Source organism: uncultured Pluralibacter sp. (assembly GCF_913775985.1).
GTDB lineage: Bacteria > Pseudomonadota > Gammaproteobacteria > Enterobacterales > Enterobacteriaceae > Pluralibacter.
In genome coordinates, this window is sequence record NZ_CAJYMB010000136.1 from 50,975 (window position 1) to 68,726 (window position 17,752).

The window sequence follows — 17,752 nt, forward strand, 5'->3', positions numbered from 1 at the left end:
CACGAAATAGTGATAAAAGTCGCTAACTTTTTACTTACAGACCAATTCGCTGTTTTTTTGCTCAAACGTCATATTTTTGCCAAATCGTTAACAGCAGCGCTACCCCGACTATGCCGTCCGGTGCAGGAGCCGGTACAGCGCCGGGATGACAAGCATCGAGAGCAGCGGCGCCGTAATCATCCCGCCAATCATCGGCGCGGCGATGCGGCTCATCACCTCTGAACCGGCACCGCTGCCCCACATCACCGGCAGCAGCCCGGCCATAATGGTGGCCACGGTCATCACTTTTGGCCGCACGCGCAGGACAGCGCCTTCATGAATCGCCTTCAGCAATCCGGGTTCGTCCAGCGCGCCGCGCTGCCGCTGCTTCTCCAGCGCGCTGTTAAGATAGAGCACCATAATCACTCCAAATTCCGCCGCTACTCCAGCCAGCGCGATAAAGCCCACCGCCCCGGCAACCGACAGGTTATAGCCCAGCAGCCACAGTAGCCAGACGCCGCCAATCAGGGAAAACGGCAGCGTACCCATGATCAGCAGTACGTCAGCGACGCGGCGAAAAGTGAGCCACAGCAGAACGAAAATGATCCCCAGCGTCACCGGCAGCAGCAGTTTCAGCTTCTGGCTGGCGCGCTCCAGATATTCAAACTGACCGGACCAGGCGAGCGTCACCCCCTGTGGCAGCGCCACCTCTTTCGCCACGCGGCGCTGCATCTCCTCCACCGCCGACTTCAGGTCGCGATCGCGCAGATCCACGTAAATCCAGTTCGAGAGCCGCGCATTCTCGCTTTTCAGCATCGGCGGCCCTTCGCTGATGCGCACGTCCGCCAGTTCTCCCAGCGCCACCTGGCTGCCGCCGGCGGTCAATACCGGTAAAGCGCGAAGCTTATCGACGCTGTCCCGCAGATCCCGCGGATAGCGCACGTTAACGGGAAATCGCTCTCGGCCTTCAATGGTTTGACCGACATTTTCCCCGCCCACCAGCGTGCTGACCAGAGACTGAAGCTCCTTCACCGAAACGCCGTAGCGCGCCGCCTGCTGCCGGCGAATGGCGATATCCACATAGCGGCCGCCAGAGAGGCGCTCCGCCAGGGCTGACGTCACGCCGGGCACCTGTTTGACCACCCGCTCAATGTCCAGCGCAACCCGCTCGATGTCCGCCAGCCGGCTGCCGTTAACCTTGATCCCCACCGGACTCTTAATCCCGGTGGCGAGCATGTCCAGCCGGTTACGGATCGGCGGCACCCAGACGTTGGCGATGCCCGGGATCTGCACCGCCTTATCCAGCGCCTCCACCAGCTTCTCCGGCGTCATGCCCGGCCGCCACTGGGAGCGAGGCTTGAAGTGAATGGTAGTTTCCAGCATGGTCAGCGGCGCGGGATCGGTGGCGGTATCCGCCCGGCCCGCTTTGCCCAGCACGCTTGCGACTTCCGGCACGCTCTTAATCAGGCGGTCGGTTTGCTGCAGCAGGCGCCCGGCCTCGCGCGCGGAAATACCCGGTAGCGTTGAGGGCATATACAGCAGATCCCCCTCGTCCAGCGGCGGCATAAACTCGCTGCCGAGACGATGCAGCGGCCAGAGGGTAAGCACCAGCAGCGCGGCGGCCAGCAGCAGCGTGGCTTTCGGCCAGCGTAAAACCGTCTCCAGCAGCGGCTCGTAGGCGCGAACCAGCCAGCGATTGAGCGGATTGGCACTCTCATCCGGCACCCGCCCGCGGATAAAATAGCCCATCAGCACCGGCACCAGCGTAATCCCGAGCCCCGCCGCCATCGCCATCGACCAGGTTTTGGTGAAAGCCAGCGGCGCAAACATTTTGCCCTCCTGCGCCTCCAGCGAGAACACCGGAATAAACGACAGGGTGATAATCAGCAGGCTGCAAAACAGCGCCGGCCCCACTTCCGCCGCGGCCTGCCCGGCAATCTGCCAGTAATCAGCGCTGTCCGGCGCGCGACCGGGATTGTCGTGACGCCACTGCTCCAATACTTTGTGCATATTCTCGATCATCACAATGGCGGCATCCACCATCGCCCCGATAGCAATAGCGATGCCGCCGAGAGACATGATGTTGGCGTTGATACCCTGATAGTGCATGACGATAAACGCCCCGAGGATCCCCAGCGGCAGAGAGATAATCGCCACCAGCGCGGAGCGCAGATGAAACAGGAACAGCGCACAGACCAGTGCGACCACGATAAACTCTTCAATCAGCTTGTGGGTCAGGTTGCCCACGGCGTCCTCAATCAGCCCGGAGCGATCGTAGACCGGTACAATCTGCACTCCGTCAGGCAGCGTTTTTTGCAGTTCGGCAATGCGCGCCTTGAGCGCGTGAAGCGTCTCAAGCGCATTTTTGCCGTAGCGCATCACCACAATACCGCCGGCAACTTCCCCTTCACCGTTGAGCTCGGCAACGCCGCGGCGCAGCGCCGGGCCCATCTGCACGCTCGCCACATCGGAAAGCATCACCGGGACGCCGCTCCTGCTGGCAACGGGAATCTGACTAAAATCCGCCAGGCCGCGCAGATAGCCGCTGGTACGCACCATATACTCCGCCTCACCCATCTCCACCAGCGCGCCGCCGCTCTCCTGATTTGAGGCCTTCAGCGCGTCCACCAGCTGCTGGTGCGTCACATTCAGGGCGCGCATTCGCTCGGGGTTTACCACCACCTGGTACTGCCGCACCATCCCGCCCAGGCTTGCCACCTCGGAGATATTGGGCACCGTTTTCAGCTCGTAGCGAAGCGTCCAGTCCTGCAGCGCGCGCAGGTCGGCCAGACTATGCCGCCCGGACTTGTCCACCAGCGCATATTCATAGATCCAGCCCACGCCGGTGGCGTCCGGCCCAAGCTCGGCCCGGGCGCCTTCCGGCAGCTGGGATTGGATCTGGCTCAGGTATTCCAACACCCGCGAGCGCGCCCAGTACAGATCGGTGCCGTCCTCAAACAGCACGTACACGTAGGCATCGCCGAACATTGAGAAACCGCGTACGGTTTTGGCACCCGGCACCGACAGCATGGTGGTGGTCAGCGGCCACGTTACCTGATCTTCGATAACCTGCGGCGCCTTGCCCGGATAGCTTACCCGCACGATCACCTGCACGTCGGAGAGATCCGGCAGCGCGTCCAGCGGCGCGCGCTGCAGCGCCCAGATCCCCCACAGCGCCATCCCCAGCGCGGCGATAATAACCAGCAGACGGTTGCGCAGCGCGGCGCGAATGACGGCAGCAATCATGGTGCCACCTCCGCATTTGAGTGCGCGTGCCCGGCTTCCGGCAGCGCGCTGCGCAGGCTGGCCTCCGAATCGATCAGGAACTGCCCGGATGTCACTACGCGATCCCCGTCGGCGAGGCCGCGGCGGATCTCGGTCCAGCCGCCGGCGCTGATGCCGGTTACCACGCTGACCGGCTCAAAGTGTCCTTCATCCCTGGCGACAATCACCCGGCTGCTGTCGCCGGTGGCAATCACCGCCTCTTGCGGCACCGCCAGCGTCGCCGGCGCGGCAGCCTGCTGCTGCGCCGCGACCCGCACGTACATCCCGGGCTTCAATTTCTGCCGGGGGTTATCCAGCACGATCCGCGCTTTTAAGGTACGGGTCGCGGCATCCATCTGCGGCAGCAGCTCGCTGACCCGCCCGCTAAAGCGCTCCCCTGGCCAGCTTTCAGTGGTCGCTTCAATGTGCGCCCCGGCGCCCAGCAGCGCCGCCTGACTCTGGGGATAGTCCACCACCAGCCAGACCGGATCGAGGCTCGCCAGTTCAAATAGCGGTGCCGTGGCTGCCACCTGGGCCCCTTCTTTGGCATCCAGCTTCGCCACGTACCCGGCGCGCGGCGCGCGCAGGACCACACGCGCCTGCGCCCTTCCGCTGCGCTCCACCTGCCGCACCACGTCTTCGGGCATAAACTGCAGCGCCAGGCGCTCGCGCGCGGCGCGGGTGAGCGCAGGATCTCCCAGCCGGCGAACGGCCAGATACTCCTGCTGGGCCGATACCCAGCCGGGGATCCAGAGCTGCGCCAGCGGCTCGCCGGCGCGTACTTGCTGCTGCACCGCGCGCACGAACAGTTTTTCAATCACCCCCGCGGCAGGCGCCGACATCGCCCGCAGACTGCGATCGTCCTGGGCGATGGTTCCCCAGGCCTCCAGCCGCGGGCTGAGAACGCGCATTTGCGCGCGCTTGACCACCATCCCCAGGTTCTGCTGCTGGCGGGCGCTGATGGCGATACCCGCCGCCTGCGGCACCTGCTCGTCGGCGTAGCGCGGCACCAGCTGCATATCCATAAACGGTGATTTCCCCGGTTTGTCAAAGCGCTGGCCCGGCATCATCGGATCGTACCAGTACAGCACCTTGCGTTGGGCCTGTTGAGCCTGCGGAGCCGCGTCGTGATGCCGTGAACCAAAATAGTAGCCGCCGGTCGCGGCCAGTACCGCCGCGGCCGCGGCGGTCAAGAATAATAGTTTCATTACAGGATCTCCTGCGGGATCAGATAGCGGATCGCGGCCCAGTTTCGGGCAACTGTTTTTTCGGCAGTAAACATCTCCAGCGTGGCGCTCAGCAGATCGCGGCGGGCGGCCAGCAGCGCGGCGAGATCCGACTGCCCGGCGCGGTACTGTGCGTTCAGCAGCGCGATCCGCTGCCGCTGAAGAGGCACAATCTCGTCCCGCTGGCGCAGCCAGATAGTTTGCGCCGCCTGATACTCGGCGATCAGCGTGGCGAGCTGTGCCGCATGCGCGCGCTGCGCCAGCGCCAGCCGATCGTTGGCCTGCAGGGTTCGCGAGACATCCGCCGCGTGGTCTTTATCCTGCCGTTTGGCCTGAAACAGCGGCAGATCGACGGTGAACATCACCCCGGCCATATCGTCGTAATCATCACCCCGGCGGGCGTAATAGACCTCCACGTCCACATCCGGAATGGCGGCAATGGCAGACTCCGCCGATCGCGATTTGGCCGCGTTGGCCTGCCGGGCGGCGGCCACCACTTCAGGATGTTGGGCAACACCCTCCAGCAGCGACTGCTCATCTGCCGGAAGCCGCTGCCAGGCGGGCATCGAACCGCTTGCCTCAGTGATGTCTTTACCGGTGAGCAGCTGCAGGCGCGCCCGCGCCACCTGTACGTCGCGCCCGGCAAGGGTCACGCTGTTGCGCATGGCGGAGAGCGCCGCGCGCAGCGTCAGCACGCTGTCAGGCGCGGCGCTGCCGCCTGCCACGCCGGCCCGCTGCGCGTCCTCCTGGCGCGCAGTTTCAGTCACCAGGCTGCTGGCCGCCGCCAGCGCCTGCTGCGACAGGGCGAGGTCGAGCCACGCCTGAGCGGTATCCCGCTGCAGATTAGCCAGCAGGGTTTGCGACTGGGCATCAATGCTCTGCGACTGCGCCAGCAGGGTTTGCGCCTTGCGCTCGCGCTTCTCCCCGCTGACGTAGCGCTGCATGATGCCAACGCGCTGCATGGTCATCCCTTCCCGGGTAAAGCGGCGATCGTTATTGCCCTGCACCGGGACATTTTCGATACCGAATTTCAGTTTTGGATCCGGGAGCTGGCGCGCCGACTCCGCCATTGCGTCAAGCGCACGGGCTTCGTTGCGGCTGGCGGAAAGTTCCGCGGAGTAGTGCCTCGCGGCGATGAGGGTTTGCGTCAGGCTCCAGGCTTCCGCTTGCGCGGGGGCATGGACGAGGCCGAGCAGAGCCCCACCGAGCCACAGGCCCAGCGTTGATAGTCTCATGGTGTTCCCCCGTCAGCCGCGCGGGCTGATTGCTGTAATGACGTAGCGTCCGCCGATCAGGCTGACGTCGGCCAGTACGGGCTGATCAACCTTCAGTGCGCCGGTAGTTACCCCGTGCGCCAGCGCGAAGGGCATGGTCATGGCGGGCCACTGCAGGGCGGGAACAGGATCGTGCGCCAGGGTCACGGCATCCGGGGCAATGGCTTTCACCACGCCGCTGATGCGGTAGCTGCTGGCCGTAGGCTGATGGAGGCTGGTAACGTCAGCCGCATGGCTGACTGTCGCGGGGAATATAAACGCGGATAAAAGCAGGATGCCGGCCGGCACCTGAGATAATTTCACAGACATGGTTTTCTCCAGATAATCGTTAATAGTTTGAAATTAATCGAGTATCTGGTGGGTTATTCCCGGAACCGGCAGAACCGGATGGTCGCCGGCGGCCCCGCGGCGGGAGGCGGAAGTCTGTAGTCAGCGGGACGGGCGGCGCGCGGATCGGGTTCGATAACCGCAACACTCAGCGTTGCCGGCAGCGCAATCAGCGGCGGATAGTCGCTGCTCTGCTGTCCGCTGTCGGGAAGACAGTGCTTCTCGCACAGCAGAGTTTTGCCCATCCCCTTCGGCGCGCTTTTCTCATTCAAATGAACAGCGTGCTGAACGCCCACGCTTTCGCCCAGCAGGTTAATCTGGCAGCGGTGCGCGGCGGCAGCGAGCTGGCTTTGTAAAAGTATCGCGCACAGCATCACCAGCAGCATCGCAAGATGCCGACGAATATAGCGCAGGCGATATAGCCACAAAGCGTTCATAAGCGCAGCCGTAAAAATAGTGAGCCCTGAGTATACGGAAAGGACTTTTTCAGGCGAAATAGTTTTCTGATTTTTACTTAATAAATACGTTAACTGCCGTGCTTGTTATTTTATTTATCCCAGAATTAGCAATTCCGCAGCAAGAAATACATTTTATTTACCTGAAAAAGCGAGCGCGGCCGCGGTATTTCATGTTTTACTTACCCGCTATTTATTGCGGCATCCTACACCTTGAATAATGAAGGTGAGGAGCGGCGGGTAGAAAAATGATCCGCCAGGCCAATGTAAGCAATCCTGGATGTATGGCGGGTATATACCCTAAATAATTCGAGTTGCTTGACAAAGCATCTCTGATGCTTTGAGCAGCGCTTGCGCTGACCCTGAAAGGGTGAGGCCGCAGGCCGAATAACGCGGCAAGAGAGTGAATCCCCGGGAGCTTACTGGTGTAAGTGACCGGGGTGAACGACAAATCTGTCCGGAACAGATTTGAACACCGCGAAGCGGTGGCCCTTCAGGGCGAGGCTCATGGATGAGCCGAGTAATGCAGCCAACGCATAAGCAACTTGAAGTATGACGGGTATATTGATTTCCGTCAGGGAGTACTGTGTGCTTATTGGGCATATTCTCTGACCATTTTGTGACGATTCATTCACCTCTGGGCTACTGAGGTACGGGGAACCATGATGCTAACGTTGTTTGAGCTCCTGACAGGAGTGGTAGTGATTGCGGGCGTTGCGCGCTACATCATTAAAGGCTATTCAGCAACCGGCGTGCTGTTTGTCGGCGGTCTGGTACTGCTTATCGCCAGCGCCCTGATGGGGCATCAAATTCTGCCCGCCAGCGCTGCAGGCACCGGCTATTCCGCCACCGACATCGTTGAATACATCAAGATCCTGCTGATGAGCCGCGGCGGCGATTTGGGCATGATGATCATGATGCTGTGCGGATTTGCGGCCTACATGACCCACATCGGCGCCAACGACATGGTGGTGAAGCTCGCCTCAAAACCGCTGCGCTATATCAACTCCCCTTACCTGTTGATGATTGCGGCCTATTTCGTCGCCTGCCTGATGTCACTGGCGGTCTCTTCCGCCACCGGCCTGGGCGTGCTGCTGATGGCGACGCTGTTCCCGGTGATGGTTAACGTTGGCATTAGCCGCGGTGCCGCAGCGGCGATTTGCGCGTCGCCGGCGGCGATTATTCTGTCGCCAACCTCCGGCGACGTAGTGCTGGCCGCCAAGGCGGCGGAAATGCCGCTGATTGATTTCGCCTTTAAAACGACGCTGCCCATTTCGATTGCGGCGATTATCAGCATGGCGATTGCGCATTTTTTCTGGCAGCGCTACCTGGATAAAAAAGAGCATATTTCCCACGAGATGCTCGACGTAGATGAAATAACCACCGACGCGCCTTCGTTTTATGCCATCCTGCCGTTTGCCCCGATTGCCGGCGTGCTGATTTTTGACGGCAAGTGGGGCCCGGAACTGCATATTATTACCATTCTGGTTATCTGCATCCTGCTGTCGGCCGTGCTGGAATTCCTGCGCGGTTTTAATACCCAGCGGGTATTTTCCGGTCTGGAAGTGGCCTATCGCGGGATGGCGGACGCTTTTGCCAGCGTGGTGATCCTGCTGGTTGCAGCCGGCGTATTCGCCCAGGGCCTCAGCACCATTGGCTTTATTAACAGCCTTATCTCCATCGCCACCTCATTTGGCTCCGCCAGTATTATTCTGATGCTGGTGCTGGTTATCCTCACTATGCTGGCCGCCATGACCACCGGCTCAGGCAATGCACCGTTTTATGCCTTCGTGGAGATGATCCCGAAACTCGCGCATACCTCGGGTATCAACCCGGCCTATCTGTCGATTCCAATGCTGCAGGCGTCCAACCTGGGGCGCACCATTTCGCCGGTTTCCGGCGTCGTGGTCGCCGTGGCCGGGATGGCAAAAATTTCACCCTTTGAAGTCGTTAAGCGCACGTCAGTGCCGGTGCTGGTGGGCCTGATTGTGGTTATTCTGGCCACGGAAGTGCTGGTGCCTGCCCTCGCGGTTCACTGATTGCCGCCGGCAGTGAAAAGGCGCCTGAGGGCGCCTTTTTTATGCTTTAATATTTCCGGGAAATTTTATTTGAATCAGGAAACATCATGTTACGCAAGGGTATTGCGGCAGCCTGCGCTGGCGCGTTTTTATTTCTGGGTCAGGCCGTGCAGGCTGAACCGCTGGTGGCCGAGCACTACGACGATTTTGACCGCTATGTGCTGGCGCTCTCCTGGCAAACCGGCTTTTGCCAAAGCCAGTACGATCGCCACAACCGTCCGCCCGCCGAGTGCGGCAAGGATAAAGCGCCCGCGAACAAAGCCAGCTACCTCACCGTCCACGGACTGTGGCCCGGTCTGCCAAACTCAATTGCTGCCCGTGGCGTAGACGAGCGCCGCTGGATGCGCTTCGGCTGCGCCACGCGCCCGGTGCCGAACCTGCCCGAAGTGCGGGCCAGCCGCAAATGCGCCGCCCCCGAAACGGGCCTGTCGCTGGAGATGGCCAACCGGCTGAACAACGTCATGCCGGGCAGCGGCGGACAATCCTGCCTGGAGCGCTACGAATATGCCAAGCACGGCGCCTGTTTCGGCTTCGACCCGGATGCCTATTTCGGCACGATGGTGCGCTTAAATGACGAAATCAAAGAGAGCGCCATCGGCAAGTTCCTCGCCGATAACTACGGGAAAACCGTTAGCCGCGGCCAGTTTAATGCCGCCATTGCCCGCAGCTATGGCCCGCAGAGCGTCAAAGCCTTTAAGCTCACCTGCAACGGCAATCCGGCCTACCTGACCGAAATGCAGATTGCGCTGCGCGCGTCGGCAATTAACGATCCGCTCAGCGATGACTCCCTGCTGCCTCAGCCACATCCGGGCAACTGCGGAAACGCATTTGTTATTGATAAAGCGGGCTACTGATAGGGAATATGCTGAATGTGACATCGGTCACTTCAAAGCGCCGATAACAGTCAGTATGATGCCAGCGTTGAAACCCTCGCCGTTAAACGGCGAGGTTTTTTTTTGGGATCCGCCAACTGGAAAACATGGAGTGAACAATGACCAGACCTGCCATCATCATTAATGAACGCGATGCCGAGCGCATCGACCACTTGCTGGAACAGCCGCAGTGGGCGAACCTGCCGGTGGCAAGCGCGCTAAACGAGGAGCTGGATCGCGCCGTCATGTGCGCGCCGGAATCCATGCCTCACGATGTGGTGACCATGAACAGCGAAGTCCGCTTTCGCGACCTGATCACCCGGGAAGAGCGCGTGCGCACGCTGGTTTTCCCGGCGGCGATGAACGACAGCACCACCCAGCTCTCGGTGCTGGCGCCGGTGGGCGCGGCCCTGCTCGGGCTGAAAGTCGGCGGGACAATCCGCTGGACGCTGCCGAACGGCACCGTCACCCATCTTGAAGTTCTGGAACTGCTCTACCAGCCGGAAGCCGCCGGCGAGTTCAGCCGCTAAATCTCTCCAGAGGATGTTAACCATCCTCTTTCCGCCCGCCTCCTCCTGTCAATATTTGCGAGCTGAATGTCATTACTGAAGCTTCAAATATGCTTATATATCAACAGTGCTTACAAGGAGGAATGCGATGTACAACACCATTATCATGCCGGTCGATGTTTTTGAGATGGCGCTAGGCGATAAGGCCATTAGCCACGCCGAGTTTCTCGCCGGTGGAGCCGGCATTATCCATCTGCTGCACGTGGTTCCCGGCTCTGCCAGCCTGACCATGACCCGCTTTGCCGCCGATCTGAGGCGCTTTGAAGAGCATCTGTATAATGAGTCTCTCGCCCGGCTGCAAACGATGGTCGGTCACTTCAGCATCGACCCTTCACGCATCAAGCTTCACGTCCGCGAAGGCAGCGTGCGTGACGAGGTCAACGATCTTGCCGCAGAGCTTAAGGCCGATGTGATTGTTATCGGCTCGCGCAATCCATCTATCTCGACCCACCTGCTCGGCTCTAATGCTTCAAGCGTTATCCGCCACGCGCACATCCCGGTAATGGTGGTGCGCTAGACAAAAAAAGAGGCTGCCCTGCGGCAGCCTCTTCGCATTTCCAACAGCCTTGATTTAAGCCGTTTTAGTGCGGATCAGGTAATCAAACGAGCTCAGCGATGCTTTCGCTCCTTCGCCGGTGGCGATGATTATCTGCTTGTACGGCACGGTGGTGCAGTCGCCGGCAGCAAACACGCCCTTCACGCTGGTTTCGCATTTGGCATCAATGATGATTTCACCCATGCGGTTGCGTTCGATGGCGCCTTCCAGCCAGGTGGTGTTCGGCAGCAGGCCAATCTGGACGAAGATGCCGGACAGCGCAACGTGGTGCTCATCGCCGCTAACGCGGTCGCGGTAGTCAATCCCGGTTACTTTGCTGCCGTCGCCCTTCACTTCGGTGGTCTGCGCGTTAAGAATGATGTCGACATTCTTCAGGCTGCGGAGCTTGTCCTGCAGAACCTGGTCGGCCTTCATTTCCGGCGCGAACTCAAGCAGCGTAACGTGCTCAACGATACCGGCCAGGTCGATGGCCGCTTCCACGCCGGAGTTACCACCGCCGATTACCGCCACGCGCTTGCCTTTGAACAGCGGGCCGTCGCAGTGCGGGCAGTAGGTCACGCCTTTAGTACGGTACTGATCTTCCCCCGGCACGTTCATGTTGCGCCATTTCGCACCGGTGGCAATGATGATGCTGCGCGCTTTCAGCACGGCGCCGGACGCGGTTTCAATCTGATGCAAACCGCCTTCCTGCGCTGCCGGCGTCAGCTTGCTGGCGCTCTGGGAGTCAATCACGTCTACATCATATTCCGAGACGTGCTCTTTCAGTGCGCCCGCCAGCTTCTGGCCTTCGGTTTTCGGCACGGAGATGTAGTTTTCAATATCTACCGTATCCAGCACCTGGCCGCCGAAGCGCTCGCCCATCAGGCCGGTACGAATGCCTTTACGGGCAGAGTAAACCGCCGCAGCGGCACCCGCAGGGCCGGAACCGACGATCAGCACGTCGTATGCGTCGCGCTTGTTCAGCTCTTCCGCCGCGCGCTTCACGGCGCCGGTATCGACTTTTGCGACGATTTCGCTCAGGGTCATGCGGCCCTGGCCGAACTCCTGACCGTTGACGAACACTGCCGGAACGCCCATCACGTTGCGATCGGTGATTTCGTTCTGGAAGGTGCCGCCGTCAATGGCGGTGTGCTTGATGCGCGGATTGAGAACCGCCATCAGGTTCAGGGCCTGCACCACGTCCGGACAGTTGTGGCAGGAAAGCGAGTAATAGGTTTCAAATTCGAAATCGCCGTCAAGATCGCGGATCTGCTCCAGCAGCACCTGAGCTTCTTTCGACGGATGACCGCCGGTCCACAGCAGCGCCAGCACCAGAGAGGTAAACTCGTGTCCCAGCGGAGAGCCGGCGAAGCGCGGCCCGTGGCTGGAGCCCGGGTTGGTTATCAGGAACGACGGCTTGCGCACCGGCAGGCCGTTGTCTTCTTTGAAAGTCACTTTCGGTGACAGTTCGGCGATTTCCGCCAGCAGTTCCTTGATTTCTGCCGATTTAGCGCTGTCGTCCAGCGTGGCAATCAGCTCAACAGGTTTGGTCAGCTTCTCAAGGTAGGCCTTGAGCTGGGTTTTCATTGTAGTGTCGAGCATCGTTAATCTCCTGCTTAAAAAACATCATCATGCGAGCCGGCTCGTAAGAGCGGCCTGAATGCGGCTTGCATCATAGTGTTTGGGATTAAGCGGGTGCGAGAGGCACCCGCCTGAGAGTCTAATTCACCTGCATTTCGCGCTGCGGGATGGCGGCTGGCCTGTAAAGCTCCGGGAACTCAATATGCCCCCGGAGTAATTGAACGCGGCCAGCGCATCGGTCGCGCGGAGCGGGTGGTGAATTTAGATTTTACCAACCAGGTCCAGAGACGGCGCCAGAGTGGCTTCGCCTTCTTTCCATTTAGCCGGGCACACTTCACCCGGGTGGGATGCAACGTACTGAGCGGCTTTGATTTTACGCAGCAGGTCAGACGCGTCGCGGCCAATGCCTTCAGCAGTCACTTCGATAGCCTGGATAATGCCCTGCGGATCGACAACGAAAGTTGCGCGGTCGGCCAGGCCTTCATTTTCACGCATGTTTTCAAAGTTACGGGTCAGGGCACCAGTCGGGTCGCCAATCATCGCATATTTGATTTTCGCGATGGTCTCAGAGCTGCCGTGCCATGCTTTGTGGGTAAAGTGGGTGTCGGTAGACACAGAGTAAACGTCTACGCCCAGCTTCTGCAGCTCTTCGTAGTGGTCAGCCACGTCGCCCAGTTCGGTCGGGCAAACGAAGGTGAAGTCAGCCGGGTAGAAGAAGAACACACTCCAGCGGCCTTCGGTGTCTTTTTCAGTCACTTCGACGAATTCGCCGTTTTTGAACGCCTGGTTTTTGAAAGGTTTGATCTTAGTGTTAATCAAGGACATCTGTACTTCCTCCGTGTTTTCGTTGAGGTCTACATTAACTAACTCACGCCGATTCGGCTAATGCGTTTCCATTATCGAATCAATAAGCGTTAGCTAACAGCCAGACCAAAGCGACATTATTTAACTGAATTTAAGCGGGCCAGAGGTAAAAAAGGCCGCTATCGGCAGCGACCCCATTACCTGAAGCTCCTCAGAGAGTTCAGCGCCAGTCAGTCTGGCGGTGCATTGCACCTGCATCATCCTATCCAAGGCCATGCAGGCAGCAGGGATTACCACACCCACCTTATAGAAGAGCAATTGCGCTGTCTGTAGGTCTTCTCTATGGTTGTGATAGGTTCTGCCATTCACAATGCCATATCCATAAACTTTACAAGGAATTACCATGTCACGTTTTGCGCTTGCCTGCTGCCTGCTTCCCGCCTTCGCGCTGGCCGATGAGCTTCCGGCTCCGGTTAAAGCAATTGAAAAACAGGGCATTACAATCATCAAATCGTTTGACGCGCCGGGCGGCATGAAGGGTTATCTCGGCAAATATCAGGACATGGGCGTCACCATTTACCTCACCCCGGACGGCAAGCAGGCTATCTCCGGCTACATGTATAACGCCAGCGGCGATAATCTCAGCGAGCAGATGATTCAAAAAGAGCTCTACGGCCCCCAGGGCCGGGCGCTGTGGCAGCAGATGGAAAAAGCAGACTGGATCCTGGACGGGAAAAAAGACGCGCCGCGCGTTATCTACGTATTTGCAGACCCCTTCTGCCCCTACTGCAAGCAGTTCTGGCAGCAGGCCCGTCCGTGGGTGGAAGCCGGTAAAGTGCAGCTGCGCACGCTGATGGTCGGGGTTATCAAACCGGAAAGCCCGGCGGCGGCTGCGGCGATCCTCACCAGTCAGGATCCGGCCAAAACCTGGCACGACTACGAGCAGTCCGGCGGCAAGCTAAAGCTGAATATCCCAGCCGCCGTCCAGCCCGCCCAGATGAAGGTGCTTAACGATAACCAGAAGCTGATGGACGCCCTCGGCGCCAACGCCACGCCCGCCATTTACTACCTCAACGACCAGCAGATGCTGCAGCAGGTGGTGGGCCTGCCGGAAGCGGAGAACCTGCAGGCGATGATGGGCGACAAATAGCCGCTTACAGCCGGCTGAGCCGCTCTGCCGCCGCCAGCAGCGTGGACTCCTGCTTGGCAAAACACAGCCGGATCAGCCGGTGCGGGAAGGGTTCAGAGCAGAATACCGACAGCGGGATCGCCGCGACGCCTGCCTCTTTCGTCAGCCAGCGGCAGAAGCTCACGTCGTCGAGATCGGAAATCGCGCTGTAGTCCGCCAGCAGAAAATAGGTGCCTTCGCAGGGCAGCACTTCCAGCCGGGTGCTGCCGAGCGCGTGAATAAACAGGTCCCGCCGCGCGCGATAAAAATCGGGCAGTTCGCGGTAGTGTTCCGGCGCGTGGCGCAGCATGTCCGCCAGCGCCAGCTGGGCCGGGGTGTTGACGGCGAATGTCAGATACTGATGAACCTTGCGCAGCTCGGCGCTGATGGCCGCCGGCGCCACGCAGTAGCCCACTTTCCAGCCGGTCATATGATAGGTTTTACCAAATGACGATACCGCCACCGCCCGCTGGCGCAGCTGCGGATGGGCCAGCACGCTGGCATGCCCTTCTGCGGCAAAGCAGATGTGCTCGTACACTTCGTCGCTGATGACATAAATTTCCCGCTCGCCGATGGCCTGCCACAGCGCGTCGTAATCCTCTTTACGCCAGACGGTGGCCGACGGATTGTGCGGCGTGTTGAGGATAACCAGCCGGGTACGCGCGCTAATGAGTCCGCCAAACGCCTGCCAGTCAACGCGAAACTGCGGTGGCTGCAGAGCGATGCGCTGCAGCACGCCGCCGGAAAGCTGTACCGCCGGCGCATAGCTGTCATAGCTCGGGTCAAAGCAGATAACCTCGTCTCCTTCGCGCACCAGCGCGGTGATTGCCGCAAACAGCCCTTCGGTGGCGCCTGCGGTAACGGTGACGTCCGTGGCAGGATCCGGCCTGTAGCCGTAAAGATTGGCGGTTTTATCGGCAATGGCCTCGCGCAGCGCCGCGACGCCGGTCATCGGCGCATACTGGTTCTCTCCCCGGGCAACGTGCCAGGCCAGCCTCTCCTGCAGATACTGCGGCCCGTCAAAATCGGGAAAGCCCTGGGAAAGATTAATCGCCCCGTGTTCCTGCGCCAGAGCGCTCATCTGCGTAAAAATAGTGGTGCCCAGCGCGGGCAGCTTGCTTTCGGGGATAGGGGAGAAGTCGCTCATAGGTTGTAAACCAGTTGTCATTGGCATGTTGATGCCACTATAACACGATGTTAGTATTTGGCAATCAAGACGCTTAGACGTCTAAATGCAGCCAAGAGGTAGGTAAATGCACGACAGTTCGCAACTCGACGCCCTGATTGACGCCTGCCGCTGGATAGGTGCCCGGGGCTGGGCGCCCGCTACCGGCGGCAACATGTCGGTGCGCGAAAGTGATACCCGCTGCTGGCTGAGCGAATCCGGCAAAGATAAAGGCAGCCTGACGGCAGAGGATTTCATTCCGGTCGATATCGCTACCGGCGCCGCGCCTGCCGGCCGCAGGCCATCGGCGGAAACGGGGCTGCATACGCTTATCTATCGCCTGTTCCCGCAGGCGGGCGCGGTGCTCCACGTCCATACTGTCAATGCCACGGTGCTGTCGCGCCTTGAGAGATCCCCGGAGCTGGTCCTGCAGGGCTATGAAATGCAGAAGTCCCTGCGCGGGCAGAGTACGCACCTGGACGAGGTGCGCCTGCCGCTGTTCGACAACGATCAGGACATCGGCGCCCTCGCCTGCCGCATCGCGGAGGCCGGGTACGCCCTGGAGTACGGTTTTCTGCTGCGCGGCCACGGTCTTACCTGCTGGGGACGCGACGTTGCCGAGGCCCGCCGCCATCTGGAAGGGCTGGAGTTTTTATTTGAGTGCGAGCTGCGCTTGCGCCTGCTGGAGAAAGCATGATCCGCGCTATTGTTACTGATATTGAAGGCACCACCAGCGATATTCGCTTCGTCCACAACGTACTGTTTCCCTTCGCCCGGGAGCGCCTGCCGGCGTTGGTTGCCGAACAGCAGCACGCCGAGCCGGTCAGCGGCATTCTGGCGGATTTACGCCGGGAAATAGATCAGCCGCACGCTGATACGGCCGCGCTCACCAAGGTGCTGCTCGGCTTTATGGATGAAGACCGCAAGTCTACCGCGCTGAAGGCACTGCAGGGGCATATCTGGCGCGAAGGCTACCTGAGCGGCGCCTTTACCGGCCACCTCTATCCCGACGTCCCACCTGCCCTGCGGGCGTGGAAGGCGCAGGGCATCGATCTTTACGTCTACTCCTCCGGCTCGGTAGCGGCGCAGAAGCTGCTGTTTGGCTACAGCGACGCGGGCGATATCACGGCGCTGTTCAGCGGCTATTTTGATACCCGCACCGGTGCCAAGCGCGACGCCGGGTCTTACCGGGCCATCGCCCAGGCGCTGGCCCTGCGGCCTGAGCAGATTCTATTTTTGTCTGATATTCATCAGGAGCTGGACGCCGCCCGGGAAGCGGGCTTACATACTCTACAGCTAATTCGCGACGACGCGGACCCGGCAAGCCAGCATCCGCAAGTTTCCCGTTTCGACCACATTCACCCGGAGCAGATCTTATGAGCGCCTTAACTATTTATTCCGACAGCTGCCCCGACAAACCCGTCTGGCACAGCACCCGCGGAGCGGAGATCCAGCAGCGCCTCAGCGCCAGAGGTGTGCGCTTTGAGCGCTGGCAGGCCGACCGGGATCTCGGTAAAACACCGACCAACGAAGCCGTGATTAGCGCCTACCAGCACGCCATCGACCGGCTGGTGGCGGAAAACGGCTATCAGAGCTGGGACGTTATCAGTCTGCGGGCGGACAATCCCAATAAAGACGCGCTGCGCGAGAAGTTCCTCAGCGAGCACACCCACGGCGAAGATGAAGTGCGCTTTTTTGTCGAGGGCGCGGGCCTGTTCTGCCTGCATATCGGCAGCGAGGTGTATCAGGTGCTGTGCGAAAAAAACGATCTGATTTCCGTCCCCGCCGGTACGCCGCACTGGTTTGACATGGGATCCGCGCCGAACTTCACCGCCATCCGCATTTTCGATAATCCGGAAGGCTGGGTGGCGAAGTTCACCGGCAGCGCAATTGCCGCCGGTTTTCCGACGCTGGAATGACGTTTCCCCCGGTACGCTGGGGAATGGCCGCCCTGCGCAAATCCCGGCGTCCTCAACCTTCCTATTCAGCCAGCGGCGCCCCGCGGCCAATATCCGCCAGCGCCGCCGCAGGCTCAATGCCCACCAGCCGCGCCAGCCTGACGAACTCCACCACGTCCAGCCGGCGCTCGCCGTTTTCCACTTTCGCGATAAACGACTGCGGCTTGCCGAACGCCTGTGCAAGGCTGGCCTGAGTAATACCGCGCGCTTTCCGCGCCGCCTTGAGCGCGGCGATCGTCCGCTGATAGTCGTCTGAGTAGACTGAAGGCATAAGTTCGATTCCGTATAAATATCCCGAAATCGAATATCTCCCGATTGCGTTATTATCCCAAAAAGGGATAATTGATGGCGTAACGACGACTCGTAAGGAAAACGCGATGGAGAAACACAACTGGCACCCGGCGGATATCATCGCCGCGGTGAAGAAAAAGGGAACCAGCCTTGCCGCGCTGTCGCGCGATGCGGGCCTCTCCTCATCCACGCTGGCCAACGCGCTG

Annotated in this window: 18 protein-coding genes; 9 read left to right on the plus strand and 9 right to left on the minus strand. The window is 60.2% G+C overall.

Annotation, left to right across the window (positions count from 1 at the left end; genetic code table 11):
* Positions 1-108: 108 nt before the first annotated feature.
* The 5 genes from QZ766_RS16890 to QZ766_RS16910 are packed head-to-tail and all read right to left on the minus strand — an operon-like array spanning position 109 to position 6,507.
* Positions 109-3,225: an efflux RND transporter permease subunit gene (locus QZ766_RS16890; RefSeq protein WP_297203986.1), complete on the minus strand. Its 3,117-nt coding sequence runs from the start codon at positions 3,223-3,225 to the stop codon at positions 109-111.
* A complete protein-coding gene (locus QZ766_RS16895; RefSeq protein WP_297203989.1) occupies positions 3,222-4,451 on the minus strand; it encodes an efflux RND transporter periplasmic adaptor subunit in 1,230 nt (409 codons plus the stop codon). Before QZ766_RS16895 ends, QZ766_RS16890 begins: the two co-directional genes overlap by 4 nt.
* Positions 4,451-5,704: a TolC family protein gene (locus QZ766_RS16900; RefSeq protein WP_297203992.1), complete on the minus strand. Its 1,254-nt coding sequence runs from the start codon at positions 5,702-5,704 to the stop codon at positions 4,451-4,453. The genes QZ766_RS16895 and QZ766_RS16900 overlap by 1 nt, the downstream gene beginning before the upstream one ends.
* Positions 5,705-5,716: 12 nt before the next feature.
* Positions 5,717-6,052 carry a copper-binding protein gene (locus tag QZ766_RS16905; RefSeq protein WP_297203995.1) on the minus strand — a complete coding sequence of 112 codons (336 nt, stop codon included), beginning with the start codon at positions 6,050-6,052 and terminating at the stop codon, positions 5,717-5,719.
* Between the two features lie 53 nt (positions 6,053-6,105).
* On the minus strand, positions 6,106-6,507 hold the full coding sequence (locus QZ766_RS16910) for a DUF2946 domain-containing protein (RefSeq protein ID WP_297203998.1): 402 nt from the start codon (positions 6,505-6,507) through the stop codon (positions 6,106-6,108).
* Positions 6,508-7,190: 683 nt separating this feature from the next.
* Between QZ766_RS16910 and dcuC the strand changes: the two genes are divergently transcribed.
* From dcuC to uspG, 4 genes are all read left to right on the plus strand, one after another.
* Complete coding sequence (gene dcuC, locus QZ766_RS16915) at positions 7,191-8,564, plus strand: anaerobic C4-dicarboxylate transporter DcuC (RefSeq protein WP_297204024.1); 1,374 nt, start codon at positions 7,191-7,193, stop codon at positions 8,562-8,564.
* Between the two features lie 86 nt (positions 8,565-8,650).
* A complete protein-coding gene (gene rna, locus QZ766_RS16920) occupies positions 8,651-9,457 on the plus strand; it encodes a ribonuclease I (RefSeq protein ID WP_297204000.1) in 807 nt (268 codons plus the stop codon).
* 137 nt (positions 9,458-9,594) lie between these two features.
* Positions 9,595-10,005: a nucleoside diphosphate kinase regulator gene (gene rnk, locus QZ766_RS16925; protein ID WP_297204002.1), complete on the plus strand. Its 411-nt coding sequence runs from the start codon at positions 9,595-9,597 to the stop codon at positions 10,003-10,005.
* 127 nt (positions 10,006-10,132) lie between these two features.
* The gene (gene uspG / locus QZ766_RS16930) at positions 10,133-10,561 is read left to right on the plus strand and encodes a universal stress protein UspG (protein WP_297204004.1); all 429 of its coding nucleotides are present in this window, start codon (positions 10,133-10,135) and stop codon (positions 10,559-10,561) included.
* A 54-nt stretch (positions 10,562-10,615) separates the two neighbouring features.
* On the opposite strand, the gene ahpF is transcribed toward uspG, so the two are convergent.
* Both ahpF and ahpC read right to left on the minus strand, forming a co-directional pair.
* Positions 10,616-12,181, minus strand: a complete 1,566-nt coding sequence (gene ahpF / locus QZ766_RS16935) for an alkyl hydroperoxide reductase subunit F (protein WP_297204006.1) — start codon at positions 12,179-12,181, stop codon at positions 10,616-10,618.
* Between the two features lie 240 nt (positions 12,182-12,421).
* Positions 12,422-12,985, minus strand: coding sequence for an alkyl hydroperoxide reductase subunit C (gene ahpC / locus QZ766_RS16940; protein ID WP_297204007.1), 564 nt, complete (start codon positions 12,983-12,985; stop codon positions 12,422-12,424).
* Between the two features lie 382 nt (positions 12,986-13,367).
* Here ahpC and dsbG point away from each other — a divergent pair, with 382 nt between their 5' ends.
* Complete coding sequence (dsbG, locus tag QZ766_RS16945; RefSeq protein ID WP_297204009.1) at positions 13,368-14,114, plus strand: thiol:disulfide interchange protein DsbG; 747 nt, start codon at positions 13,368-13,370, stop codon at positions 14,112-14,114.
* Positions 14,115-14,118: 4 nt separating this feature from the next.
* Here dsbG and QZ766_RS16950 read toward each other — a convergent pair whose 3' ends face one another.
* A complete protein-coding gene (locus QZ766_RS16950) occupies positions 14,119-15,279 on the minus strand; it encodes a pyridoxal phosphate-dependent aminotransferase (protein WP_297204011.1) in 1,161 nt (386 codons plus the stop codon).
* 106 nt (positions 15,280-15,385) lie between these two features.
* On the opposite strand from QZ766_RS16950, the gene QZ766_RS16955 reads away from it, so the two are divergent.
* Genes QZ766_RS16955 through QZ766_RS16965 form a run of 3 tightly spaced genes read left to right on the plus strand, consistent with a single transcriptional unit; the run spans position 15,386 to position 17,216 of the window.
* Complete coding sequence (locus tag QZ766_RS16955; RefSeq protein WP_297204013.1) at positions 15,386-15,994, plus strand: methylthioribulose 1-phosphate dehydratase; 609 nt, start codon at positions 15,386-15,388, stop codon at positions 15,992-15,994.
* Positions 15,991-16,677 (plus strand): acireductone synthase, encoded by a 687-nt coding sequence (gene mtnC / locus QZ766_RS16960; protein ID WP_297204014.1) that lies wholly within the window; start codon positions 15,991-15,993, stop codon positions 16,675-16,677. Before QZ766_RS16955 ends, mtnC begins: the two co-directional genes overlap by 4 nt.
* Positions 16,674-17,216, plus strand: coding sequence for an acireductone dioxygenase (locus tag QZ766_RS16965; protein ID WP_297204016.1), 543 nt, complete (start codon positions 16,674-16,676; stop codon positions 17,214-17,216). Before mtnC ends, QZ766_RS16965 begins: the two co-directional genes overlap by 4 nt.
* A 61-nt stretch (positions 17,217-17,277) precedes the next feature.
* Here QZ766_RS16965 and QZ766_RS16970 read toward each other — a convergent pair whose 3' ends face one another.
* Positions 17,278-17,526: a helix-turn-helix transcriptional regulator gene (locus tag QZ766_RS16970; RefSeq protein WP_297204018.1), complete on the minus strand. Its 249-nt coding sequence runs from the start codon at positions 17,524-17,526 to the stop codon at positions 17,278-17,280.
* Positions 17,527-17,632: 106 nt separating this feature from the next.
* Between QZ766_RS16970 and QZ766_RS16975 the strand changes: the two genes are divergently transcribed.
* On the plus strand, positions 17,633-17,752 hold a 120-nt coding region (locus QZ766_RS16975; RefSeq protein ID WP_297204026.1), incomplete at its 3' end, for a helix-turn-helix domain-containing protein.

Excerpts from the sequence above, each read along its gene's own strand:
- QZ766_RS16890 (WP_297203986.1), bottom strand. The coding sequence starts at position 3,225 with ATGATTGCTGCCGTCATTCGCGCCGCGCTGCGCAACCGTCTGCTGGTT.
- QZ766_RS16950 (WP_297204011.1), bottom strand. The coding sequence starts at position 15,279 with ATGAGCGACTTCTCCCCTATCCCCGAAAGCAAGCTGCCCGCGCTGGGC.
- QZ766_RS16910 (WP_297203998.1), bottom strand. The coding sequence starts at position 6,507 with ATGAACGCTTTGTGGCTATATCGCCTGCGCTATATTCGTCGGCATCTT.
- rna (WP_297204000.1), top strand. The coding sequence starts at position 8,651 with ATGTTACGCAAGGGTATTGCGGCAGCCTGCGCTGGCGCGTTTTTATTT.
- QZ766_RS16965 (WP_297204016.1), top strand. The coding sequence starts at position 16,674 with ATGAGCGCCTTAACTATTTATTCCGACAGCTGCCCCGACAAACCCGTC.
- QZ766_RS16970 (WP_297204018.1), bottom strand. The coding sequence starts at position 17,526 with ATGCCTTCAGTCTACTCAGACGACTATCAGCGGACGATCGCCGCGCTC.
- QZ766_RS16955 (WP_297204013.1), top strand. The coding sequence starts at position 15,386 with ATGCACGACAGTTCGCAACTCGACGCCCTGATTGACGCCTGCCGCTGG.
- ahpC (WP_297204007.1), bottom strand. The coding sequence starts at position 12,985 with ATGTCCTTGATTAACACTAAGATCAAACCTTTCAAAAACCAGGCGTTC.
- QZ766_RS16905 (WP_297203995.1), bottom strand. The coding sequence starts at position 6,052 with ATGTCTGTGAAATTATCTCAGGTGCCGGCCGGCATCCTGCTTTTATCC.
- ahpF (WP_297204006.1), bottom strand. The coding sequence starts at position 12,181 with ATGCTCGACACTACAATGAAAACCCAGCTCAAGGCCTACCTTGAGAAG.
- rnk (WP_297204002.1), top strand. The coding sequence starts at position 9,595 with ATGACCAGACCTGCCATCATCATTAATGAACGCGATGCCGAGCGCATC.
- mtnC (WP_297204014.1), top strand. The coding sequence starts at position 15,991 with ATGATCCGCGCTATTGTTACTGATATTGAAGGCACCACCAGCGATATT.
- dsbG (WP_297204009.1), top strand. The coding sequence starts at position 13,368 with ATGTCACGTTTTGCGCTTGCCTGCTGCCTGCTTCCCGCCTTCGCGCTG.
- dcuC (WP_297204024.1), top strand. The coding sequence starts at position 7,191 with ATGCTAACGTTGTTTGAGCTCCTGACAGGAGTGGTAGTGATTGCGGGC.
- QZ766_RS16900 (WP_297203992.1), bottom strand. The coding sequence starts at position 5,704 with ATGAGACTATCAACGCTGGGCCTGTGGCTCGGTGGGGCTCTGCTCGGC.
- QZ766_RS16895 (WP_297203989.1), bottom strand. The coding sequence starts at position 4,451 with ATGAAACTATTATTCTTGACCGCCGCGGCCGCGGCGGTACTGGCCGCG.
- uspG (WP_297204004.1), top strand. The coding sequence starts at position 10,133 with ATGTACAACACCATTATCATGCCGGTCGATGTTTTTGAGATGGCGCTA.